The sequence below is a fragment of the Chitinophaga sp. RAB17 genome, from assembly GCF_052114225.1.
Classification (GTDB): Bacteria; Bacteroidota; Bacteroidia; order Chitinophagales; family Chitinophagaceae; genus Chitinophaga.
The window spans coordinates 326,866-350,906 of record NZ_JBFREI010000002.1 but is presented as its reverse complement, the minus strand read 5'-3'; the positions used below and the strand labels follow the sequence as shown (position 1 = coordinate 350,906).

The 24,041-nt window shown below is 43.9% G+C and carries 26 protein-coding genes; 12 read left to right on the top strand and 14 right to left on the bottom strand.

Going from position 1 to position 24,041, the window contains the following annotated elements; translation table 11 throughout:
• The first annotated feature begins 60 nt into the window (after positions 1–60).
• On the top strand, positions 61–1,596 hold the full coding sequence (locus AB4Z08_RS07425; protein WP_441573096.1) for an oligosaccharide flippase family protein: 1,536 nt from the start codon (positions 61–63) through the stop codon (positions 1,594–1,596).
• A 93-nt stretch (positions 1,597–1,689) separates the two neighbouring features.
• On the opposite strand, the gene AB4Z08_RS07420 is transcribed toward AB4Z08_RS07425, so the two are convergent.
• Entirely contained in the window at positions 1,690–2,328 is a 639-nt protein-coding gene (locus tag AB4Z08_RS07420; RefSeq protein ID WP_441573095.1) for an MBL fold metallo-hydrolase, read from the bottom strand.
• Between the two features lie 61 nt (positions 2,329–2,389).
• Here AB4Z08_RS07420 and AB4Z08_RS07415 point away from each other — a divergent pair, with 61 nt between their 5' ends.
• Complete coding sequence (locus AB4Z08_RS07415) at positions 2,390–5,797, top strand: hypothetical protein (protein WP_441573094.1); 3,408 nt, start codon at positions 2,390–2,392, stop codon at positions 5,795–5,797.
• 74 nt (positions 5,798–5,871) lie between these two features.
• Here the strand turns inward: AB4Z08_RS07415 and AB4Z08_RS07410 are convergent, their stop codons facing one another.
• From AB4Z08_RS07410 to AB4Z08_RS07390, 5 genes are read right to left on the bottom strand one after another with little or no spacing between them, the layout of a single operon-like run.
• A complete protein-coding gene (locus AB4Z08_RS07410; protein WP_441573093.1) occupies positions 5,872–6,543 on the bottom strand; it encodes a DUF1361 domain-containing protein in 672 nt (223 codons plus the stop codon).
• Between the two features lie 12 nt (positions 6,544–6,555).
• Complete coding sequence (locus AB4Z08_RS07405; protein WP_441573092.1) at positions 6,556–6,927, bottom strand: diacylglycerol kinase family protein; 372 nt, start codon at positions 6,925–6,927, stop codon at positions 6,556–6,558.
• Between the two features lie 8 nt (positions 6,928–6,935).
• Positions 6,936–8,264, bottom strand: coding sequence for a cell envelope integrity protein CreD (gene creD, locus AB4Z08_RS07400; RefSeq protein WP_441573091.1), 1,329 nt, complete (start codon positions 8,262–8,264; stop codon positions 6,936–6,938).
• Positions 8,265–8,318: 54 nt separating this feature from the next.
• Entirely contained in the window at positions 8,319–8,615 is a 297-nt protein-coding gene (locus AB4Z08_RS07395) for a winged helix-turn-helix domain-containing protein (RefSeq protein WP_133806897.1), read from the bottom strand.
• An 8-nt stretch (positions 8,616–8,623) separates the two neighbouring features.
• Complete coding sequence (locus tag AB4Z08_RS07390; protein WP_441573090.1) at positions 8,624–9,262, bottom strand: hypothetical protein; 639 nt, start codon at positions 9,260–9,262, stop codon at positions 8,624–8,626.
• Positions 9,263–9,385: 123 nt separating this feature from the next.
• On the opposite strand from AB4Z08_RS07390, the gene AB4Z08_RS07385 reads away from it, so the two are divergent.
• From AB4Z08_RS07385 to AB4Z08_RS07375, 3 genes are read left to right on the top strand one after another with little or no spacing between them, the layout of a single operon-like run.
• Complete coding sequence (locus tag AB4Z08_RS07385; RefSeq protein ID WP_441573089.1) at positions 9,386–11,905, top strand: DUF5686 family protein; 2,520 nt, start codon at positions 9,386–9,388, stop codon at positions 11,903–11,905.
• 10 nt (positions 11,906–11,915) lie between these two features.
• Complete coding sequence (locus tag AB4Z08_RS07380) at positions 11,916–12,308, top strand: hypothetical protein (RefSeq protein ID WP_441573088.1); 393 nt, start codon at positions 11,916–11,918, stop codon at positions 12,306–12,308.
• A 56-nt stretch (positions 12,309–12,364) separates the two neighbouring features.
• Positions 12,365–12,901 (top strand): hypothetical protein, encoded by a 537-nt coding sequence (locus AB4Z08_RS07375; RefSeq protein WP_441573087.1) that lies wholly within the window; start codon positions 12,365–12,367, stop codon positions 12,899–12,901.
• A 35-nt stretch (positions 12,902–12,936) separates the two neighbouring features.
• Here the strand turns inward: AB4Z08_RS07375 and AB4Z08_RS07370 are convergent, their stop codons facing one another.
• Positions 12,937–14,118, bottom strand: a complete 1,182-nt coding sequence (locus AB4Z08_RS07370) for an aspartate aminotransferase family protein (protein WP_441573086.1) — start codon at positions 14,116–14,118, stop codon at positions 12,937–12,939.
• A 91-nt stretch (positions 14,119–14,209) separates the two neighbouring features.
• Here AB4Z08_RS07370 and AB4Z08_RS07365 point away from each other — a divergent pair, with 91 nt between their 5' ends.
• The 3 genes from AB4Z08_RS07365 to AB4Z08_RS07355 are packed head-to-tail and all read left to right on the top strand — an operon-like array spanning position 14,210 to position 15,104.
• Positions 14,210–14,746 carry a gamma carbonic anhydrase family protein gene (locus AB4Z08_RS07365; protein WP_441573085.1) on the top strand — a complete coding sequence of 179 codons (537 nt, stop codon included), beginning with the start codon at positions 14,210–14,212 and terminating at the stop codon, positions 14,744–14,746.
• A 48-nt stretch (positions 14,747–14,794) separates the two neighbouring features.
• Positions 14,795–14,947: a hypothetical protein gene (locus AB4Z08_RS07360; protein ID WP_441573084.1), complete on the top strand. Its 153-nt coding sequence runs from the start codon at positions 14,795–14,797 to the stop codon at positions 14,945–14,947.
• Between the two features lie 10 nt (positions 14,948–14,957).
• A complete protein-coding gene (locus tag AB4Z08_RS07355; RefSeq protein WP_441573083.1) occupies positions 14,958–15,104 on the top strand; it encodes a hypothetical protein in 147 nt (48 codons plus the stop codon).
• Here AB4Z08_RS07355 and rsgA read toward each other — a convergent pair whose 3' ends face one another.
• From rsgA to AB4Z08_RS07330, 5 genes are all read right to left on the bottom strand, one after another.
• Positions 15,105–16,040, bottom strand: coding sequence for a ribosome small subunit-dependent GTPase A (gene rsgA, locus AB4Z08_RS07350; RefSeq protein ID WP_441573082.1), 936 nt, complete (start codon positions 16,038–16,040; stop codon positions 15,105–15,107).
• Positions 16,041–16,162: 122 nt separating this feature from the next.
• The gene (locus AB4Z08_RS07345) at positions 16,163–17,173 is read right to left on the bottom strand and encodes a vWA domain-containing protein (RefSeq protein ID WP_441573081.1); all 1,011 of its coding nucleotides are present in this window, start codon (positions 17,171–17,173) and stop codon (positions 16,163–16,165) included.
• 29 nt (positions 17,174–17,202) lie between these two features.
• Positions 17,203–18,201: a hypothetical protein gene (locus AB4Z08_RS07340; RefSeq protein WP_441573080.1), complete on the bottom strand. Its 999-nt coding sequence runs from the start codon at positions 18,199–18,201 to the stop codon at positions 17,203–17,205.
• A 24-nt stretch (positions 18,202–18,225) separates the two neighbouring features.
• Positions 18,226–19,095, bottom strand: a complete 870-nt coding sequence (locus AB4Z08_RS07335; RefSeq protein ID WP_441573079.1) for a DUF58 domain-containing protein — start codon at positions 19,093–19,095, stop codon at positions 18,226–18,228.
• 63 nt (positions 19,096–19,158) lie between these two features.
• The gene (locus tag AB4Z08_RS07330) at positions 19,159–20,160 is read right to left on the bottom strand and encodes an AAA family ATPase (protein ID WP_133806907.1); all 1,002 of its coding nucleotides are present in this window, start codon (positions 20,158–20,160) and stop codon (positions 19,159–19,161) included.
• Between the two features lie 243 nt (positions 20,161–20,403).
• Between AB4Z08_RS07330 and AB4Z08_RS07325 the strand changes: the two genes are divergently transcribed.
• The 4 genes from AB4Z08_RS07325 to AB4Z08_RS07310 all read left to right on the top strand — a co-directional run bounded on the left by AB4Z08_RS07325 (position 20,404) and on the right by AB4Z08_RS07310 (position 22,372).
• Entirely contained in the window at positions 20,404–20,742 is a 339-nt protein-coding gene (locus tag AB4Z08_RS07325) for a hypothetical protein (RefSeq protein ID WP_441573078.1), read from the top strand.
• 9 nt (positions 20,743–20,751) lie between these two features.
• Positions 20,752–21,414, top strand: a complete 663-nt coding sequence (locus AB4Z08_RS07320) for a peptidylprolyl isomerase (protein ID WP_441573077.1) — start codon at positions 20,752–20,754, stop codon at positions 21,412–21,414.
• A gap of 71 nt (positions 21,415–21,485) precedes the next feature.
• Complete coding sequence (gcvH, locus tag AB4Z08_RS07315) at positions 21,486–21,866, top strand: glycine cleavage system protein GcvH (protein WP_441573076.1); 381 nt, start codon at positions 21,486–21,488, stop codon at positions 21,864–21,866.
• 116 nt (positions 21,867–21,982) lie between these two features.
• Positions 21,983–22,372 (top strand): VanZ family protein, encoded by a 390-nt coding sequence (locus AB4Z08_RS07310; RefSeq protein WP_441573075.1) that lies wholly within the window; start codon positions 21,983–21,985, stop codon positions 22,370–22,372.
• A gap of 68 nt (positions 22,373–22,440) precedes the next feature.
• On the opposite strand, the gene AB4Z08_RS07305 is transcribed toward AB4Z08_RS07310, so the two are convergent.
• Positions 22,441–23,139 (bottom strand): OmpA family protein, encoded by a 699-nt coding sequence (locus AB4Z08_RS07305; protein ID WP_441573074.1) that lies wholly within the window; start codon positions 23,137–23,139, stop codon positions 22,441–22,443.
• A gap of 207 nt (positions 23,140–23,346) precedes the next feature.
• On the bottom strand, positions 23,347–23,928 hold the full coding sequence (locus tag AB4Z08_RS07300; protein WP_441573073.1) for a hypothetical protein: 582 nt from the start codon (positions 23,926–23,928) through the stop codon (positions 23,347–23,349).
• Positions 23,929–24,041: the final 113 nt, after the last annotated feature.

The window sequence follows — 24,041 nt, the reverse complement described above, 5'->3', positions numbered from 1 at the left end:
CACCCATTAATCTGGCATACATAATCCGTAATTCGTATTTTGCACCAAAATATCTGGGAATTGAGTATCAAGAAACTGGCAGGACAAACGATGTATTATGGGTTAAGTAATATAGTGAGCAAACTGCTCAATTATTTTCTTACCCCTTTTTATCTGACGATTTTAACCCGTGCATCCTTCGGGGAGATGTCTAACGTTTATGCCTATATACCTTTTGCCAATATTGTGCTGACTTATGGTATGGAAACGGCTTTTTTCCGTTTTGCCAAAAAGGAAAACAAAGCGAATGTGCTGGGAACCACCACCATATCCCTGCTGCTGTCGACCATCAGTATCACCATCTTATTATTGCTGTTGAAGTCTTCGGTCATAAATTCCTATGCAGGGGAACTGGCGGGGCTAAATGGTCACCCTACCTATTATACCTATGTGGTGATGCTGATGGCGTTTGATGCGCTCACAGCCATTCCATTTGCCCAGTTGCGGCTGGAAGACCGTCCCGTGAGGTACGCGGCTATTCGTATAGCCGGAATCGTTACCACTATTTTCTTCAATATTTTTTTCCTGGTCATCTGCCCTAAACTATACGCTACAGGCCACCACTGGGTGCCGGATGTACAAAGCAGCAGCGACCAGACGGGATATATCTATCTCAGTAATATGCTGGGCAGTGCCATTACCCTGGTACTTTTCCTTCCACAGATCCGCAAAATTCAATGGAAGTTTGATGCCCGGCTGTGGAAGCAGATGATGCACTACGCCTTGCCACTGATTATAGTAGGTATGGCGGGCATGGTAAACGAAACCTTTGACAGGGCCTGGTTTTTACCTCAGTTCCTGCCGGGGAATAATATGGAAGCTAAAAAAGAAGTAATTGCCCTATATAGTGCCAATTACAAACTGGCCATCCTGATCACTATGTTCATACAGGCATTCCGGTTAGGAGCGGAGCCCTTTTTCTTTAAGCAGGCAGAGAGCGGCGATCCCAGGAAAATGTACGCCCGTATCATGAAGCTGTTTGTGATCATGCTCTGCTTTATGTTCCTGTTTGTAAGTCTTTACCTGAATATCTGGAAAGCCTTCCTCCGGGTGCCTTTCTACTACCAGGGGATGCGGATTGTGCCTGTTTTATTGCTGGCCAATATGTTCCTGGGGATCTATTATAACCTTACCATCTGGTTCAAACTCACTGACCGCACCAAAACCGGGGCAGTGATTACCATACTGACGGCCATTCTTGCTTTCCTGCTGAATTATTGGTGGATTCCGGTGATGGGCTATTATGGCGCCGCACTGGCTACCATGGTTTGTTACTTTATTCAGATGGTAGTGTGCTACGTCTGGGGGCAAAAGTACTATCCGATTCCCTATCATCTCCCTAAACTCATTACCTACGTAGGATTGGCTGTAGGTATCTACTATGTGTTTAACTGGCTGAACGGGCTGGTGCTGTCACCTAAAGATATCTACGCGCTCAAACCCCTTCCCCTCGCAGTAGCAACAGCTTTCTTTGCAGCCTATGCCTGGTTTATTTTCCGTATGGAGAAGAAGGAGTTTGCCCGGTTGCCGGTAATCGGCAAGTATATAGCGAAGTAGCGGTTAGCAGTTAGCTTTTAGCTATTAGACTTTAGCGGTTGGCTTTTAGCGACTGCTGTTAGCGGTCCCTTTAGCTATTAGGGGGTGGCCAGTTTAGATTAGAAACGGGTTGTGCTTCTTTTCAAAACCAACCGTGGTGGAAGGTCCGTGGCCAGGGAATACCCTTACCTCGTCTGGCAGGACAAACAGTTTTTCCCGGATACTTTGCAACAGGGTGCTGTGGTTGCCTCCTGGCAGGTCGGTACGGCCAATGCTCTGGTAGAACAATACATCGCCTCCAATCACGAAGTGCTGGCCTGCACAGTAGAAAGATACGCTGCCAGGAGAATGCCCCGGTGTAAGCAATACCGTTAGTTCATCCGTTCCAAAGGGAATGGTTTCGCCTTCGAGCAGGTATCGGCCAGCCATAGGAGAAGGCTCAAAGGGAATATTGTACATGGCAGCGGCTCTCTGGGAATTATCCAGTACCGGCTGTTCCAGCTCATGAAACTCCGGACGCACTTTATACGTATCTGATACGAGTTTATTACCAAAAATATGATCAAAGTGACAGTGCGTATTCAATAATCTTATAACATTTAACCCGTGTGTTTGTATATATTGTAATAATTCTTTTCTTTCGTCCTGAAAATAACATCCCGGGTCTATAATTATACATTCCTTTTTACCGTTAATAAGCAGGAAGGTGTTTTCTTGTAATGGACCAAAAGTGAATTGTTGTATTTCAATCATTGTTACCCGATTTTTTTAGGCTAATTTTAAAACAGATCACAATATTATCAATACTTTCTGTATGAACAGATTTATTACCCGGTTATTATTCCACGGTACCCTATTACTTGGAACGATAGTATCGCAAGCCCAGACCAATACAGTAGAATTCGGCCAAAATCGAGTGCAGTTCAAGAACTTTAAGTGGAGATACTATCAAAGCCGTCATTTTAATACCTATTTCAGCCAGAATGGACTTGAACTTGGTAAATATGCCGCCCAGGTAGCCGAAAAGGAATTACCTCAGCTGGAACAGTTCATGGAGAGCAACCCCAGACAGCGCATTAATATTGTGGTTTACAACTCCTTCGGGGAAATGAAGCAGTCCAATATCGGTATTGGCGTAGAGTGGCAGAATACAGGGGGAGTAACAAAGCTGGTAGGGAACAAGATGATCGTTTACTTTGATGGCAACCATGAGCACCTCCGCCGGCAGATAAGACAGGGTATTGCCCGTATTATGCTGGAAACATTGCTTTTTGGGGAAGATATCGGCGAATTTGCCGGTAACGCCGCCCTTATAGATTTCCCTAAATGGTTTACAGATGGGTTTATAGGATATGCTGCCGAAAACTGGACCGCCGAACAGGATGAGGAACTGAAACTGATCCTTATGTCCGGCAAATACAGCAACTTTAATGCACTGGCCTATGATCATACCTTCCTGGCAGGTCAGGCTTTCTGGTATTATGTGGAAAGTAAGTATGGCAAAGATGCCGTGCCGTACCTCATGTACATTACCCGTATTAACCGCGGACTGAAAAAAGGATTTGAACAGGTATTGAACCAAACTCCTAAAAAAGCAACTAAAGATTTCTTCGTATTTTATCAGAAACGATTCCAGGAAGATAACCGCAGGAGAAAAACATCCGCCAAAGGCCGCACTATTGTAGCCCAGGAAATAACTCCCAAGTCAGAATACTATCGTTTCAATCCAAACCCTAAGAATAACTCTTATGCAGTAGTGGAGTTTAAAAAAGGCGTATACCGTGTGCAGATACAGCTGGGATGGAACAAACCCAAGGTACTGCTGCGTAGCGGCGTAATGCAACTGGCCAACCAGGTAGATCCTAACTATCCGCAGCTGGCCTGGAATACTAAAGGTAACCGTCTCGCCGTGGTATATGAGCATGAAGGCAAAACCAAACTGATGATCTATGACCTGATTACCCGTACGACTATACGGCAGGAACTGAATCAGTTCGACCGGGTAATCGACTTTAAATACATGCCGGTACAGGAAAATACCCTGTTACTGTCTGCCGTAAAAAATGGCCACACCGATATTTTCACTTATAATATCAGCAATTCCAAAACAGACCAGATCACCAATGACGTATATGATGACCTGGATCCTTCCTTTGCTGCATTCCCCGGCAAAAGCGGTATTCTCTATTCTTCCAACAGGCCTTCGCCCAAAGGAAGAGGTACAGATACTTCGCTGATGAACAGGCCTTTCAATATTTTTATGGTAGACAACTGGAACAAGAGCTCTGAAAAGCAGATCACCCAGTTAACTGATCTCCAGTATGGTAACGCCAAACTGCCGATGCAGTACAACACTACCCACTTCACCTTTGTATCCGATGCCAACGGTATCCGTAACCGTTATGCCGGGTTCTTTAAATCCCAGGCCGATGGCGTGGATTCCCTGTTTTATGTAGGTTCGGAAATTTTGCATAACCCTGAACCGGAAGAACTGGACTCCGCACTGGCGGCCTATGGCGCCACAGCGCCGGATTCTATTGAAGCAGTGGCGCTCACTAAAGATTCTACCTATACTTTCCCTATTTCCAACTACCCCTATGGTATACAGGAATCCCGGATTACCGGTGAAAAGGGAGAAGTATCTGAAGTGGTACAATATGCCGATATCAAACGCCTGATGAAGCTGAAAGTAGATACGGTGGTACTGAAGAAAAGAAACATCACCGCCCGTGCTACCAACTTCAGACGCGCACAGATGCATAACGATAGTCTCCGTTTGGGACTGCCCACTTATCAGGCGCCATTAAAAGACACCACTACACATACTAACTTCTTCCAGAATGAATTTGGCAATGAACCGGCCGACAGCACCGCTACTGGTGAGGCTAAAGGCCCTGCACTGTTCGAGAAGAAAAGAGAGGACGAACAAATACTGAAGAAGTCTAAGCTGTTCCCATACAAATACAAGTTTGCTTCTGATTACCTGATCCTGCAATTGGATAACTCTGTACTGATTAACAAATACCAGCCTTTCACCGGTCAGCCGCAGGCCCCTATACGCCTCACGGATCCTGTGAACGGATTAATCAAGATTGGGGTAAGTGATCTGTTTGAAGACCTGAAATTCAATGGTGGCTTCCGTATTCCGTCTTCCCTGCAAGGATCTGAATATTTCTTCAACGCCAGTTATCTGAAAAAGCGGTTTGACTATAAGTTTACGTACTACCGTAAAGTGGATAAGAACTCCGCATTAAACTTTTATGATTCAACCGGCAACCTTACCGCTTCCGGACCTACTAAGTTTATTACCAATATTTACCAGGGAGAAATACGTTATCCGTTTGACCAGGTAAGAAGCATTCGTTTATCGGCAGGCATACGTACCGATAAGCTAGTAGTACAGGCTACTGATAAACCACCTTTGTTATTTAAAGATCGCAAAGAAACGTATGCATTAATGCGCCTGGAATATGTGTATGACAATACCATTAACCCGGCTATTAATATATGGAATGGTACCCGCTATAAAATTTATGGAGAAACCAACGCGCAGTTAACCAATAATGGTTTGAATGAGCTGTTCAACCCGGCTACTTCTGCCGCTGCTCAGGGCAGGTTTACCTATAACATGGGGATAGATATCCGTCACTATGAAAAGATTTACCGCAACTTCATCTGGGCTACCCGCTTCGCCATGGATATGTCGTGGGGAACACGTAAGCTGCTGTATTACCTGGGTGGTGTAGATAACTGGTTAAATCCACAGATCAATACCAATAACCCGGTAGATATGAGTGTGAACTATGCTTTCCAGACTTTGACTGAAAATCTGCGTGGTTACAAACAAAATGCGAGGAATGGTAACAATGCAATGGTATTAAATACAGAGCTCCGTTTGCCGGTATTCGCCACATTTATAGATAAGCCTATCAACTCTGCTTTCCTGCGTAATTTCCAGGTAACCTCCTTTATTGACATCGGTACTGCATGGAACAAAAAGCTGAGCTTTAAAGATGCTAATTATACCAATTATACCAATCCTACTTCTGGCATCACTACCCGTATTAAAGAAGGATTCCTTGGTCCGTTTGTAGGTGGGTATGGCTTCGGTGCCCGTACCACTATTGCCGGCTACTTCCTCCGTGCAGATGCAGGCTGGCCTGCAGTGGCATTTTTCAGAGGCAGCCCGATATGGTACTTTGGAATGGGAGTAGATTTCTAAACGCGGATTTTTATCTATTAATAGAAAAGGGAGAACAGAACATGTTCTCCCTTTTCCTTTTTATGAAATACTGATCAGCTATGTTGTTTCTTTACCAATGGATACATCAGGCTCAGGAAGACGCCCATGCATATTGTAAAAGCCCAGGCACTGCGGTTTTCCCAGGGATGCAACACGATATCTCTCATATCACCCAGCAGGGTAAGCGGATCTTTCACAATATCCCAGCTGTTATATCTTAAGAATCTGCCAATATAAACGCCCATTCCACAAAGGAACATCACGGGGAAAGTGAATAACCAGGCCGGCCAGCGGGAATGCCGTTGGCTCCACATATTTTCCATACTGCGAATAGAAATATATCCCAGCATCATACCATTCCAGGCGAAGGAAAAAATTACAAACAGATCAAACCATAGAGGCACTCCTCCGTCAAAGAGGTGGAAGAGATCTGTAAGTATATAAGGCGCATTGGGAATAAACAGCAGCCAGCAAATAAAGCAACCGTACCAGTTGTAACGGTTCTTTATCTGCTCCGGATGCTTCTCCATCCAGCGGGTAATGGCAAAAGGCACATAAGCCAGGAAAAGGTTCCATATCAGGGAAACACGCAGGTTACTGCCGGTATGGATGACACGACATAAGAGCAACGCCAGACTGAACAGGACAGAGGCATACAGTGTATATTGAGGCCGGGAGCGGCTGATACGGTGTTGTACTAAACGGATGGTTCTTTTCAATTGCATATGGTTATGATGTTAGATGGTTTTAAACATATAGGGAATAAATATGACAGCCCCGATAATAGCTGCTGCTATAGCGGCTATTAGCACTGCGCCCGCAGCTACATCTTTGATGAATTTTACTTTGGGATGTAGTTGTGGTGAAAGGTGATCCATTATTTTTTCAACGACCGTATTCAGCATTTCCGTTGTCCAAACCAATGCTGTTGCCAGGATGATCCAAATCCATTCCGGCGTTGCTATTTTATACCAGCAACCGGCGGCCACTACAACGAGGGTAGCGATTGCGTGGATACGTGCATGCGGCTCACTGCGCAGGAAGGCGCCAATGCCATTGAATGCGTATCCGAAGCTGGCTAACCGTTTGCTGATATAAGAATTTCCCATGTTCGTTTTTATTGAGTAATAGTGGTGTTTTTATGTCCTAACTTATCCCATTTGATGGTGGTACTGAAGTACATGATCAGGGCCAGGATAATAAAGAGTCCTAAGCTTCCCATCAGCAGTGCCTGGTCTTCAGCACTGATGATTACATAAATAAATCCGTAAATCAGTGTAAGTGTGGCTCCTATGCCTGCAGCGATACGGATGCTTTTAAAGGCAGCAGCCGTATATGCAATAATCAGACCTATCGTGAGTACACTGGCAATAATGTAAGCCATAATAAAGTTAATTTGTTCTGAAATAGATATGAGCAGGGTATAAAAAATACAAAGGGCTAACCCGATCAGGGCATACTGTATTGGATGAAGGGCGCGGCGCTGTGATAATTCAATAAAATAAAATACAAAGAAGGTAAGTCCGATGATCATGATGGCGTATTTCACGGCACGCATAGACATCTGGTGGCTTTCAGCAGGCATAAATAATTTGATACCGAAGTCGGCCGAGTGGATATTAAATTTTTTTCCTTCCCAGCTTTGGGGATAGCTGCGGTTCAGGTGCTGTACCTGCCAGGAAGCGGCAAAGCCTTTATCGTCTACCCGCCTGGTTTTAGGAGGAAAGGCCTCATCAAAGCTGGGGTTGGGCCAGCTGGAGTTGATGGCTACGGTAGTGGTTTTGCCAATGGGGGAGAAGCTAATCCTGCCGGAGCCTTTTACGCCCAGCTCCAAGGAGAAATTGCCACTCAATGCGCTGGTGTCTCCTGGTATGATGGCCAACGGTGACTGAATACCGCTGTTAAACAGATCACTGCTGACCACACCCGGGTTAAAAAGGTAGTTCTTACCATTCCACATCATTTGTACCTGGTTATCAATGCCGTGGAGATCGCTGATGCCAATGAGTAATGACGCATGTTCCCAATCTAAGGCGGAAGGAGAGATGTTTAGAGATGCTATTGCGTCTCTGTTAAAAGCGCCACTCAGTTGCAGTTTGGCGTTGTACACTGCGACATTGAAAATACCTCTTTGTAATTTTTCTGGTAAGAGTTCCCCGTTGATTTTAAGATTTTCCGGTAACAGGTAAACATAACTGGCTGCGTTTCCCGAAGTGGATTTATAGGGAATGGCCAGCACCGGACCTGTGATGTTCTGTTCATTTCCCCAGCGGCTGCTGACTTCTTTGGAAGCTTCCTCCTGTCTGTCGCGGCGCTCCCATATGAGGTTTTGAATCATGTTGGCAGGTATCAGCAATACCAGTATCAGTATTACAATAATGCCTGCTTTAAGGGCGTAGGCGTACCGGTCAAAGAAAGAAAGTGGTTCATTAGTTGAAGGTTCCATGTTTTTATTTTTTAAAAAGCACTTTGTATTTCAAAGTAAAAAGGCAAAAAAAATTTATTTAGTGAATTTTATCATGTGCTCCAGGGCCGCAAGATGCCCTTTAAAGGCCTTCTCACCAGCAGCGGTAATAGCATAGGTCGTATTGGTTTTGCGGCCAATAAAGCCCTTATGCACTTTCAGATAGCCATTTTCTTCCAATGTATTGAGGTGAGAAGCCAGATTACCGTCTGTTACTTCCAGCATTTGCTTGAGGTCATTGAAATTAACTTCCTCGTTCACCATCAATATACTCATCACGCCCAGGCGTATACGGCTCTCGAATATCTTGTTTAAATTACCTATCGGGTTCATGCTATTGATTAAATAGTCCTTTTCCGTTCATATTTCCACCACATCAATGCACCGTAAATGATGTGTAACAGACCAAAACCTACTGCCCAAAAATAAAGGCCTTTACGCAAATAGAAAAGATTAAGTATACCGAGGATCGTTTCACATATACCCAGGTACTTCACATCGGGCAGGGTATATTTGCTGGCATTTATAATGGCTAACCCATAAAATACCAGGCAGGTAGGGGCTACCAGCCCTTCCAGGTGATTATATAACAGTCCCGCAATAAAAGCACCACCTGCTGCCAAAGGAATAGCCGTGTTAATCAGCACTTTCCGCGCGGTTAAATCCCAGATCGGCAAATTATTCTGCCTCGCCTTACGCCAGGTAAAAAAAGTTCCTCCCGCCAGCGCTGCTGCCATTACAGCCAATCCCAGAGCGATTAAGCGATACTTTAATATCCTGTAATCTGCATCATTGTAGGCTCCAGTGCTTTCCCACCTGGTATAATATGCTACCAGCCAGTTATGTGCTATAAACGCTCCAATCAGCCCGCTGATGCCGGCAGATATTCCACTTAAGCCACTCAGCGAAATGAAACGGCTGCTCCGTTCCATGAGGCGCTTAATGTCAGTTAATGCTTGCAGATGTTGTTGGTCTGTCATACAGAAAAGTACTTTGCATTACAAAGCTAATAGAAATATTTGAATCTTAAAATATAATTTTTTGTTATAACTGCGTTACCTAAAGGATACCGTCTGCGTAGAATAGAGATAAATAATATAATATTGTTGTCAGATATGGTTGGCTGGAAAAGAATATTAGCAATAATCATCGGCGTAAGCGTTTGGTGTTCGGGTTTGATGGCGCAGCAGTACAAGGTTAGTGGAGTGGTCAGGGACGCGCACTCACAGGAAATCATCCCCTTCGCCACTCTTCAGTTCGTACATACCCAAACCGGTATGGTTAGCAACGCGGAAGGTAAATACCTGTTCGAACTAAATGTTATCCCATCAGATTCATTGCTGGTAAGGGTAATGGGATATAACATCCTGAAACTCCCCGTACATAAAGACCTGAAAGAACAGACGATCAATTTTGAAGTCACCCGCTCAGATGTTTCACTGAAAACATATGAAATAAAAGCCAACGTAAACTGGGCCCTGATTCTGCTCAAACAAATTATTAAACATAAACCGGAGAACAATTATAACCGCCTCGATAATTATAAATACGAGGTGTATAATAAACTGGAGCTGGACATGAAGAATCTCAATAAAGAGAAACTCGGCAGGAACCGCTTCACCAAACCGTTCGCGTTTATTTTTGATAACATAGACAGTACCTCGGAAGACAAACCCTTCCTACCCATTTTCCTCACCGAAACATTGTCGGATTATTATTTCCAGTCGAGCCCCCGCAAGACAAAAGAAGTAATTAAAGCCGCCCGTACCTCTGGTATCGACAATGAGAGCGTGACAAAATTCCTGGGAGGAATGTACCAGAATGTAAACGTGTACGATAACTTCATTCCAGTATTCGATAAGCAATTTGTAAGCCCGATACATCATAACGGTGCCTTCTATTACGACTACTCCATTGCAGATACACAATACATCAACGGACAACGGTTTATTAAACTAAACTTTACGCCCAAACGAAAAGGAGAAAACACCTTTATCGGTGATCTCTGGGTACATGATACTACCTACGCTGTTCAGAAAACAACCTTATCTGTTCCCCGCGATGCCAATATCAACTTCGTTCATAAAATCAGCATGGTACAGGAATTCCGGCAACTAAAAGATAGTTCCTGGTTCCTGTATAAAGATAAATTTGTGGCCGACTTCTGGGCACCCAGCCCAAGGCCGGGGAAGACGTTTGATTTTATTGGCCGCAAAACAACGAGCTATGATAATGTCATCACAAACGATACCGCTGCCACCAACATTTTCAGTGATAAAAAGTATCCCGAACCTGTAGTGGTAATGGACAGTGCACGCATCCGGAAAGACTCTTTCTGGATGGATAACCGTCCGGAAGACCTCAGCAAAAATGAAGAAGGCATTTACAAAATGGTGGATACCCTTCAGAAAATGCCGCTGTTCAGAACGTATTCCAATACTATCCGCTTCCTGGCCACCGGGTATAAACCAGTTGGACCCATTGAGTTTGGTCCTTACTATTACCTGTTTTCACAAAACAGGCTGGAAGGATTCCGCTTAAGAATGGACCTGGGTACTACCCCTAAATTCAATAAAGATCTCTACTTATATGGCTATCTGGCCTATGGCTTCAAAGATCACGTATACAAAGGAAAGATGTCTGCTTTATGGCTGCTGAAAAGGCATCCACGTACCTACATCTATGCAGCCTATACAAAAGATCTGGATAATGGTACCCACTATTATGATGAAGTAGGGACAGATAATATTTTCACCCTGGCCATACGCAAGGGGGGAGTGCCACAGAAGTTTTTGATGGTAGATGAAAAACGGGTAGAATTCTTCAAGGAATACTACAGCGGTTTTTCTCATCAGATAAACCTGGTACACAAACAGGTAAGGCCATACGAACCACTACCCACAGCTGCATACTATCCAAAGGAGCCCAACAACCGGGATCCGCTGACCAGTATGGAAATAGAAGTGAAATTCCGCTACGCCTTCCATGAGCAATTCCTGGAAGGGAATTACTACCGTATCAGTTTAGGTAGTAAATATCCAATTGCAGAGTTAAAACTTGCAGCAGGCATACCTGGCATCGCTAACAGCGGTCAGAAATACCAGCGTGCATCACTCAGTGTATCCGACTACGTTAAACTGCCACCTTTCGGATCTATTTACTATAATGTATTTGGTGGTAAAATTTTTGGTACCGTCCCTTACACTTCCCTGGAAGTGCACCCTGGTAATGAAATTTACTATTATAACAAATACGCCTTTAACATGATGAACCGCTTTGAATTCATCAGTGATCAATACGTAGGATTCAACGTAGAGCATACCATCGGTAATGGTGTATTCGGTTACATTCCATTAATCAAAAAATTAAAATGGCGCCAGTTCTGGACAGCGAAAGGCGTTATCGGCTCTTTATCTGAGTCCAACAAACAACTGAACCTTAACAACGGCTATCCATTCAAAACCTTACAGGGCAATCCCTATCTGGAATTGGGTACCGGTATAGAAAATATTTTTAAATTCCTGCGGGTAGACTTTATCTGGAGAGTAACACCGGATGTAACGCCGGGCGAACCTGCCAACAAGCGTTTCGGCGTATTCGGCAGCTTCAAACTACAGTTTTAATTGTTTGCTCATGAAAGATGTAACACATACACCGCTGTTTGAAAGTATCATGGTGGGGGAAATAGATGGCCATCCTTATGATCTGCATAATGATTTTCAATGCATCAAAATACAGTTGGATCCTACAGATAAAAAGCTACAATTAAGATTCACCAATGATGACTTCAAAATCATTGTAGAGTTTCATCAGGCAACCATTACCAACTTCACGATCCATCCTGAAAAGACAACTGACAGCGGGACCCTCGACCAGTTTTATCGCGGACGATTTAAATACAACAATAACTTACATGAAATGACGGCACAAGGCAAGTACTATTACTACCTGTCTTTACTCGAAAAAGATGCCATAGAGCTATTTGCTAAAAGTGTTACCCTATCTTTAAGCCGGCTGAATTCGTGATACATGAAGTATTTGCTGTACCTGCGATCAGCTCCTGCTCTTATGTTCAGAAAAAAATGAAAGAACGGCAAATAAAAACATGGAATGAAAGAATAGGTGCTTATAGAAATACGTTAAGACAGGATATCTTCCTGAAAGTTCACAAAGAAAGCCTGCACATAGACAGCTTCCTGGTCAGCAAATCCACCAGGGGCAGCAATAGTGAATATACCTATCAAAATGACCAATACACTTTCGTCATTTCATTCGATAGCAGTTATCAACGTTTCACGTATAGAGAGAAGGAGGAGAAAAGTAAACTTTTAACGCTGAACAGAGATACTACGTTCACATTAAACGATCATCACTTCCGGGTGTTCAAACTATTACTGAACACGGAAATACAAGATGGTGGCAGTTGTTATTTCTTCTCTCCTGATATAGGCATTCTGGTATATAAATCAATGACCTGGCGCAATTCCAGCAACTTATCCTCTCAAAAAAACGGGATAGATCCGCTGATATTATCTGCATTGCTCATGAAGTTGTATACCGCCAACGATTTCTCCTCCATAGAAACTCCTTTTCCGCCACGTCCATCCATCCTCAAATAGCAACGATCACTACCTTTTAATCCCATGGTTATTTATCAGACCGTATCAGCTGCTTCGCAGATCAGTTTGCAGGCCCATTCAATTTCCGCTGGTGTAATAATGAGAGGTGGCACAATGCGCATACATTCTGCGGCAAACAGGAACCAGTCGGTTACCATCCCATTTGCGATACAATAATCAATGATTTTTTTATTGACAGGGAAGCTTTCAAATTCTACTGCTATCATCAATCCAAGAGACCGGACAGATTTAATAGCAGGGTGTTTCAGCTGCTGGAGAAACAACTGCTCCTTTGCTTTCACATCTTTCAGCAAATCCAGATCCAGTAAGGCCTGGAAGCCTGCACGCCCAGCAGCACAATTTACCGGGTGACCACCAAACGTAGTAATATGGCCCAGCACGGGGTTGTTGGTTAATGTCCACATAACTTCGCGGGAGGCGATGAAAGCACCTAAAGGCATACCACCGCCTAACGCCTTGCCCAGTAATAAAACATCCGGTATGATACCGAATTGTTCAAATGCCCACAGCGTACCATTTCTCCCAAATCCGCACTGAATTTCATCTAATATCAATAATGCTCCGGTGGCAGTACATTTAGCACGAAGTGCGTGTAGCCATTCCCGTTGTGGTAAATTTACACCGCCTTCTGCCTGTACCGTTTCTGCAATAACCGCTGCGGTATTATGTGTAATCAGTTCCAGCGAATCAAAATTATTATACTCCAGGTGTTGAATGCCTGGCAACAAAGGCCGGTAGGCATTACGCCAGTATTCATCTCCCAGGATACTAAGGGCGCCCTGTGTAGACCCGTGGTAGCTACGATTAAAAGCAGCGATTTCTGTTCTGCCGGTAAAACGTTTAGCCAGCTTCATGGCGCCTTCTACAGCTTCTGCACCTGAATTGGTGAAATATACACAGTCCAGCTGTTCCGGAAGATGTTGTGTGAGCAGTGTGGCGAAAGCCACCTGTGGCGATTGTACAAATTCTCCATATACCAGCAGGTGCATATATTGCTGCGCCTGTTCCTGTATTGCCTTTACTACTGCCGGATGGCAATGTCCTACGTTGCATACACTAATACCGGCAATGAGGTCGAGATACCGCTTGCCATTTACATCCCACATATACATGCCTTCCGCCTTCACTATTTCCAATGCCAGAGGAGCATCAGAAGTTTGCGCTACGTGCTGCAAAAAAAGTTGCCTGTTGTTCATATCACTAACTGCTCTGTTCTTTGCGAAGTTAGAAAACAACTGCTAATTAGTAATTGTTATATTTGTAAAATAAGCATTAAAACACATTATTATGGCGCACATTATTCCACTAAAGGGAATTACTCCTCAAATTCCAGAAGACTGTTACATTGCCCCCAATGCTACTATAGTAGGGGATGTAGTAATGGGAAAAGGCTGCACGGTATGGTTCAATGCAGTTGTTCGCGGCGATGTAAACAGTATACGTCTGGGCGAAAATGTGAATGTACAGGATGGTGCAGTGATCCATTGTACCTACCAGAAGTCAAAAACCATTGTAGGTAATAATGTGTCTATTGGCCACAATGCCATTCTGCATGGCTGTACAATTGATAATGATGTGTTGATCGGAATGGGAGCTATTGTAATGGATAATGCCCATATCAGCAGCAATAGCATTATTGCTGCTGGTGCGGTGGTACTCGCCGGCACCAATGTGGAACCAGGTACTATTTATGCCGGGGTGCCTGCCAAAAAAGTAAAAGATATTGATATGGCCCTGATTAAGGGAGAAATAAACCGTATTTCCAAGAACTATAACATGTACGCATCCTGGTATCAGGAGGCAGAAGAAGTAAAAGAACCATAACCGGTTCATGTTACAGAAAAAGGTTATATTGCAGGCAAATACCCTCCTATGAAATCTATTTTGTGCCTGCTCATATTGGGCAGCATCCTGTTTACCGGCTGTTCATCGCAGAAAACAGGATGCCCCTCTTCCAATTACTACACGAAAGATATCAAGCAAAGTAACCGCAAGGCGGGTAAACAAATGAGCCGTTTATTTTAAAAAATTACTCATGCGTAAAACCGTCTCCATTGTCTTATTGCTGGCTGTTATCCTGTTAGCTGCCTGTCGTACTCAAAAGAAAGGTTGTCCACAGCCCAGACGTAACTGGGGCGCTGAAAAAGTGCTGGACGAATTAGGTAAACCAAAGAAAGGCTGATCAGTACTGTTCTTCCTGTATTGTTTCCAGGATGGTAGCATAGCTAACATACCTGTCTACATCGATATGCCCTTCCTCTACGGCGACTTTCACCGCACAGCCGGGTTCGTTGATATGCAAACAGTTGTTAAACTGACACTGGGTAATATAGGGTTGCATTTCCAGAAAATAGTGGGATAATTCCGGCTTGGGAATGTCTACAATACCAAATTCCCTCACTCCGGGGGTATCTATCAGGCATCCACCAAATGGCAGGTCATACATTTCAGCAGATGTAGTAGTGTGTAGTCCTTTACCGCTCCAGCCGCTCACGGCTTTGGTTCTGAGGTCCAGACCCGGCATCAGTACATTGATCAGAGAGGATTTCCCTACACCGGAATGTCCGGCCATCAGGGTGGTTTTATCTTTCAGCAATGCTCTTACTTCATCTACACTATCGCCTTTGGAAGCAGAGATCAATAAAACCTGGTAACCAATACTGCCGTATAGTTCCTCCAGTTCATCATACTTCTCTGTTTCTTTTTCTTTATAAATATCTTTTTTGTTGAACACCAGTATCACCGGAATGTGATAGGCTGCGGCAGTTACCAGGAAGCGGTCTATAAAGCCCTGTGAGGTACGTGGCTCCTTTACAGTACAGATCAGCATTGCCTGATCCATATTAGCAGCTACAATATGTTTTTTGTTTTTCCCATGAGGGGAGCTGCGCACAATATAATTCTTGCGGGGACCGATTTCCGTTATCATGGCATTTTTGGCATTCGCATCGCTGTCGTCCGGCACTATTTCCACTGTATCGCCCACCGCAATAGGGTTGGTGGAAGTAATATCTTCATCTTTCTTGAAAATACCTTTCATTCTTGCCTGAAATGTTTCACCTGTGGTAGTTTTTACCACATACCAGCTTCCCGTTGATTTATATACTGTTGCTTGCAATAGTTTCTGATATTTTATAAGAGTACCAAAGGTACGGATAAAGCGGAAAGCAAAAAGCTATTGAGGCGGTTTATACATTTGCCCCAATAGCTTTTTGCTTTATACTTTATGCTTTCCGCCTCTTAGGGCAGACTTTTGAACAGACTGTAACGCAGTACTACTTCCAGTAATATACATCCCAGTGCGATCATAGCCAGGAGGAAGAAATGCTCTGCGAAGCGTTTGTAAGAGGTAATTTCTACCTTGGTCTTCTCCAGCTGATCAATTTCATTATAAATGCTTTTCAGATCATTGGTATTGGTAGCACGGAAATATTTTCCACCTGTTTCTTTGGAAATCTTTTTCATCAGCGGCTCATCGATCTGCACGTCCTGCATCACCATTTGCACGCTACCATCCGCCATAGGCATAGGAAACGGCGCTTTGCCGATAGTACCTACCCCAATGGTATATACCCGGATTTTAAATGCCTTGGCGATATCCAGTGCAGTGAGTGGATCTATCAGGCCGGTGTTGTTCACCCCATCTGTAAGCAGGATGATTACCTTGCTTTTAGCATGACTGTTGCGCAGGCGGTCTACTGAAGTAGCCAGGCCCATACCAATGGCAGTACCGTCCTGTAACATGCCGCTTTTCACCTGCATGATCTGGTTTTTCAATACTGCATGATCAGTGGTAATAGGGCATTGCGTAAAGCTTTCGCCGGAAAACACCACCAGGCCAATACGGTCGCTGATGCGTTTATCCACAAAGTCGGTGGCCACTTTTTTAGCAGCCTCCATACGGTTTGGCTGCAGATCTTCTGCCAACATACTACCGGAGATGTCTATAGCCATTACGATATCGATTCCTTCACTATCTATGCTTTCAGAGGTATTGGAGGTTTGCGGACGGGCCAGCGCCACAATCAGTGCGATGACCGCCAACAGGCGCAACACCAGTAATAATGGCCTGAAACGCACCTTCCAGGATACCGGTAATCCTTTTAATCCTTCCAGGGAAGAAATCATCATCACACTCTGCCGGCCCTTGCGGCGGGCGAAGTACCAGTATATCAGCACCGGTACCAGCAGCAATAGCCACAGGAAAACCGGGTAGGCAAATTCAATATTTTTCCACGTTGAAAAATCCATCAATTTTCTAATTAAGATCCATTCTGGCTTTATGCTTGTTGTTTCTCACCTTCCGCGCCGGCTTCTTCTGCGGGTGCCCCAGCTTTGGGTTTGGTCCACTCCAGAATTTCTTCTGCCTTGCGCATACACTCTTCATGCTCTTCTGCCGTAGGCTGTAATTTGGCAAACTTCGCCAGATCGGCAATAGCCAGCAGGCTACGCAGCTTATCTCTTTGCTGATTCAGCTTCGTAACCGGTTTAATATTCTGCAGCAATTCCTCACTTGTTTGTTCCAGCGCAGCAATGCTGAACTGATGCTCAAAGTAAGTACGCAGAATATCTGTTAACCGGGTATAATATTGTTTAATATCACCTTGCTGCCACAACTTTTCTTCTTTCAGTGCCTTCAGTTCCTGGGCCGCAATTTCGTACGGGGAAACAGTAGGGATATTAATTACCTTTTCTTTCTTAGGTCTTGTACGGAGATACCACCAGATACCTATTGCTATTAATACAATCGTGATACCGATGGCGATATACAGCCAGTAATCCCAGATATTCCAGGGCACTGATTGCACCGCTTTGATGGGTTTAAAGGCTTTGGTAGTATCTACAGCCACCGTATTTACGTCTATCCCTACCGGCAGTGTAAACGCCGAATCGGGATTGGTATTGGCACCAGCGAATACTTCGAACCGCATAGGAGGAATTTCCCAATGGCCGGAGTCAAAACTGGTGAGTGTAAATGTTTGGTGAAGAATGTGCTGATCCTGGTTGACCAGTGTATCCAGAGAAGTACGGGCAACTACCTCAAAATGATCCAGGGAATCCGGTAGTACCGGGAACAGTATTTTAAAGTTGGCGTCCTTAAACTGTGCCGGCGTGAGCTTGGCGGTAAGCTGCAGTTTTATCTGCTCACCAATCCTGATACTGTTGGTATCTGCTTTAGCCGTCACGTCTACCGCCTGCTGTGCCAGCAGGCTAAAAGGATATAACAACCCCAGTAAGCAACATAAAAATATACGTCTTATAACTTGTTGTTTATACATGTTCAATTTGCGCTCCATTATAACTTAGGCCCTCTTGAGGAAAAATGTTTGTAATGCTTTCACATAGTCTTCATCTGTGCGTACACTTACCAGTTCGGCACCACTTTTCATAAACGCATTTTTGCAGTATTGTGAATGCTGCAGGAATTGTTGCTCATAATACTGGCGCACCCGGCGGTCGGTAGTATCTATCCATTGGTTAGCACCGGTTTCTGCATCTGCCACCTGTATTAACCCCACTGGTGGCAGGTCTTTATCCCGCTGGTCGTATACCTGTATTCCTACCACGTCATGCCGTTTGGCGGCGATGTTAAGCGCATCCTGGTAATTGCCGGAAAGAAAGTCACTCAACATAAAAACGATGCTGCGTTTCTTTGTAGCATTGTTAAAGAAACGCAGGGTTTCCTGTATGTTGGTTCCTTTACGTTTAGGCGTAAACGATAGTAGTTCACGGATAATGAACAGGATATGTGATTTACCTTTTTTAGGCGGGATATATTTCTCCATTCCATCACTGAAAAAGATAACACCTACCTTATCATTATTTTTGATGGCAGAAAAAGCGAGAACGGCGCACAGTTCCGTGATCAGATCACGTTTATCCTGCTTTTTGGTACCAAAGGAAGAGCTTTCACTCATATCCACCAGTAACATCACGGTCAGCTCTCTTTCTTCTTCAAAAACCTTCACAAAAGGGTGGTTGAATCGTGCTGTTACATTCCAGTCGATAGACCTTACATCATCTCCAAAATGATAATCTCTCACTTCGCTGAATGACATACCACGTCCTTTGAAGGCGCTATGATATTCGCCCGCAAAAATGTGGTTGGTAAGCCCTTTYGTCTTTATTTCTATTTGTCTTACCTTCTTTAATATTTCAGCCGTATCCAACATGAGAAATTACGAATTACAAATTAAGAATTACACTAAAAGCTAACTGCTAACAGCCAATAGCTACTATGGTACTTCTACAGCGTTCAGTATCTCGCTCAGTATGTTTTCGCTGGTTACGTTTTCTGCTTCCGCCTCATAGGTTAAGCCTACGCGGTGACGCATTACGTCAAAGCATACATTACGTACATCTTCCGGAATTACATAACCACGGCGTTTCATGAAAGCATATGCTTTAGCAGCCCAGGCCAGGTTGATGCTGGCTCTCGGAGAACCTCCGTAAGCGATCAATGGCTTCAGCTTGTTCAGTTTATACTCTTCCGGATTACGGGTAGCAAAAACGATATCGAGAATATATTTTTCAATTTTCTCATCCATATATACTTCTCTTACCAGCTTACGGGCTTCCATGATATCGGAAGGCTGTATGATGGGGCGGATAGGAGCCATGGCTTCCGGATTCAGGTTTTGACGGATAATCAGTTTTTCCTCTTCTTTGGTAGGGTAACCGATCACTACTTTCAACATGAAACGATCCACCTGTGCTTCGGGCAGCGTGTAGGTACCTTCCTGCTCAATTGGGTTCTGGGTAGCCAGTACCAGGAAGGGTTCGTCCAGCTTGAAAGTGGTGTCACCGATAGTGATTTGTCTTTCCTGCATGGCTTCCAGCAAGGCGCTCTGCACTTTTGCCGGAGCACGGTTGATTTCATCTGCCAGGATAAAATTGGCGAAGATGGGACCTCTGCGCACCACAAACTCGTTCTTCTGCTGGTTATAGATCATAGTACCTATCACATCCGCAGGTAAAAGGTCAGGCGTAAACTGAATACGGCTGAATTTAGCGTTGATAGCGGATGACAGGGACTTGATAGACAAGGTTTTTGCCAGACCGGGTACGCCTTCCAGCAGTACGTGGCCCTGGGCCAGCAAACCGATGAGTAGTCTCTCCACCATATAACGCTGGCCAACAATTACTTTACCTAACTCCATTGTGAGCAGGTCCACGAAGGCGCTTGCCTGGTGAATCTTCTCATTCAGTTGCCGGATGTCGGACGATGTATTTTCCATGCTAATAATTTTTCAGGTGTGCTAAAATAAACATTCTCTGGTCAAATAAAACTTATCACTATGTGAACAGGCCGTTAAAATGCTGTTAAACTTGCCACTGTGGCCATTTCCGGACACTTAATCATTTAATGGCGCTGCCTAAATTAATAAAGCCCGGCATATTTATATAATATTTTTCCCTATAACGTACATTTGCCGGGACAAGCTTATGGCAAAACACCAACAATTTAAAGCAACAACAATATGGAAGATTTTGAGCAGCGCTGGAAACCGGTAGAAGAAATGCTTACCGAAAGGTTTGGTAAAAAGCCCAATATGGAAGCCATCCTTTTCCTGATCGGCGTAAATGAATTAAACAATCTTAAAAAGAAATATACCAAAGAACAAAAGCAGGATCTGATGCATGTGGCCGTATGCACCCTTCTGAGTCAGAGCGGATACTTTGAAGTAGATGGCTACGATAAAGACGGATGGCCTCATTTTAAAGAGTTACAACCCGTTCCTAAAATGGAAATGATGGAACAGGAACACTTCCTGAAAGAACATATTATTGCTTACTTTGCTGATCACGAAGAAGCATAAAGATATTTTATGAAAAAACTATTACCCCTCAGTGTCCTCTTGTTGTTCCTTGCTTTCTTTGCCGCTGCAAAAGACAGAAGAGTGAAAGTAATTACACCATACGGCACCATGATCATTAAATTGTATGATCAAACCCCGAAACACCGTAATAACTTTGTAAAGCTGGCCAGAAGCCATTTCTACGACAGTACCCTGTTTCACCGGGTGATCAATAATTTTATGATACAGGGCGGGGATCCGGATTCAAAGCATGCCCATCGCGGTGACACGCTCGGAAATGGGGATGTAGGTTATACAATCCCGCCGGAGTTTCAACTGGACTTATACCACCGTAAAGGCGCATTGGGTGCTGCACGGGATGACAGGCCTGATAAAGCTTCTTCCGGTTGCCAGTTCTACATTGTGCAGGGTAAAGTATTCACGGATGAACAACTGGATAAACTGGAGAAAACCAGACTGGGAGGCCGCAAAATACCGGTGGATCAGCGCCGGGTATATAAAACAGAAGGTGGCAGCCCCCATCTGGATCAAAACTATACCGTATTTGGTCAGGTAATTAAAGGGATGGAAGTGATAGATAAAATTGCCGCACTGAAAACTGATAGCCACGACAGGCCACTGGAAGACGTGCCCGTGCGGATAAGGGTTATTAAAAAGTGGTGGTTATTTTAAAATGGTAATGACTCCAAATTGCCAAATTCATAATTCTTTCTGTATTTTTACGGCTCAAAATCAAACTTGATATGAATTTTCCGTCAAACCTGCGTTACACAAAGGATCACGAATGGGTTTTATTAGAAGGTAATGTGGCTACCATCGGTATAACTGAATTTGCACAGCGCGAATTAGGCGATATAGTTTTCGTTGATATCAACTCATTGAGTAAACCAGTAGGCGCTGAAGAAGTGTTTGGTACAGTAGAAGCAGTGAAAACAGTATCTGACCTCTTTATGCCTGTCGCGGGCACCGTTAGTGAAGTTAATCCGGAACTGGATGGCTCACCAGAACTGGTAAACCAGGATCCATATGGCGAAGGCTGGATGGTGAAGGTTACCGTTAACAACCCGGCTGATGTAGAAGCCCTGCTGGATGCTGCAGCATACCAGGCACTGGTAGGTGAATAATTGCACCCGTAACATATTTATATATAAAAGGACAACAGGCTACGTTATTGTACGATAAGCCTGTTGTCCTTTTTACTGATAATCGGAAACCGGATAACAATAATTTAATTAAGAAGATGAAAGCTCTGAGGTATTTTGCGCCAGCCATTATATGGATCATCCTGATCCTTGTTGTATGTACCCTGCCGGGAAACGATATTCCCTCCAACTCATTCCTGGATAAAATACATTTCGATAAGTTTGTTCATTTTGGCCTGTTTGGAGGCATTGTATTATTTCTCAGCCTGGGCATTTATAAGCAAAAGAAATATATTTCCCCGCGTACGCTGGTATTACTGGTAATTGTTGCCGCCGGTTATGGTCTCGCCATTGAATTTATTCAAAAATACTGGGCCATCGGAAGAAGCTTCGATATGTATGATGTAGTGGCCGATACCCTTGGCGCTATTGCAGGTGTGTGGGTATTTAAAATTGTCAGATACTGGTTCTTCACGGACAAGAAATAAAAATCCCCCCTGTAAACAGGGGGGAATCTATATCTGCTTATGAGAAATAAGTGTTCTTAATATTTTGATTACTGTTGACCAGCTTCTTTCTTCGCGTCATTTTTCATTTTGTCATTTGCAAAGATAGAGAACTCACAACGGCGGTTTATAGCGCGGTTAGCATCAGAATCGTTTGGTACTTTAGGCTGTGATTTACCATACCAGAAACCCTGAATACGGCTACCAGCAATACCCTGCGCCTGCAGGAATGCCATCACCGCTTTAGTTCTTCTTTCAGATAAACTCATGTTGTATTCATCTGTACCCTTATCGTCCGTATGACCTTCCACACGTACATAAGTATCTGGGTATTTATTTAAAACAACAGCCAGTTGTTTAATGTTTTCCTGTGCTACAGCTGACAAGTTTGATTTATCAAAACCAAATAATACACCTGCATCAAAAGTTACGTTGATACCTTCACCTACACGTTCTACAGTAGCATTCGGTACTTCCGTTTTTATTTCCTGTGCCTGTTTATCCATTTTTTTACCAATCAAAGCACCACCAGCACCACCTACAACAGCACCAATGATAGCACCCAGGGCAGTATTACCGGCTACTTTACCTATTATAGCACCAGCGGCAGCTCCACCACCAACACCTATAGCAGCACCTTTTTTAGTATTGTCCGCGCTCTGCCAGGTTTTACAACTGAACAACATGGTTACTGACAAAACCAAAGCTACCAGAACATTGAAATTTTTCATCATAATAATTTTAGACATGAAGGTTTTTAAGCATTAATTCCGTTGACAAAACTAATTGAAAAACTTGTAATCAAATATGCTGCCAACTTGATTTAATATTCACAACTTATTGATTAATAAAAATAAATAGAAATCAAAAAAATGGCAAGTCTTTAACACATGGCAACAATATCTTATACCGTTGAAACGACTATGAGTAATAAACAACTGCACCTGTGAAAAAGATTAACCCAACAGATTTTTTAGCATTCCGCCAATACCACCACCGGTATTTGCCTGTTGCTGCTGCTGTGCGCCATTGGATAACAGACTCTTTAAATCTTCCAGATCTACGTGTCCATCACCGTTTTTATCCAGGCCTCCGGACAACTTGCCCAGTATGCCTTGCAGGTTGATGCCCTGTGCAGAGCCACCAGTGAGTGAATTCAGGATACCATCCAGGCTGAAACTACCATTGGCAGGATCGTTGGTTTTATTAGCCAGAGAGCCCAGCACAGTTGGAATCAATGTAGCTGCCAGCTGTGTGGCTGCTCCTTTATCAATGTTGAATTTCTCCAACAGGGTACCCACCAGGTTATTGGAGATATTGCTCACTACCGGATTACTGGCAGATGCAGCACTATTACCACCCAGTAAAGAAAGTACACCTTCCGTATTGCCACTGGCCAGCTCCTGCTGTAAACCGGATGCAATAGATTCTGTAGCTGCGCCAATAACAGCTTCATTTTGTTCATTAGGAACGGCTGGGTTGTTCACCACAGCACCCTGTGCATGTTCCCGAACGAGGTCCATTAATTGCTCTAACATTTGGAGATGATTTTTAGGGGAAGAAAAGGTTTTCGCTTTTTAGTGCAGCCGCCCCATTCACACGAGACCGCTAACTAAATGTAGGATATTTTGGGAAATTACGGAGTCGTTGC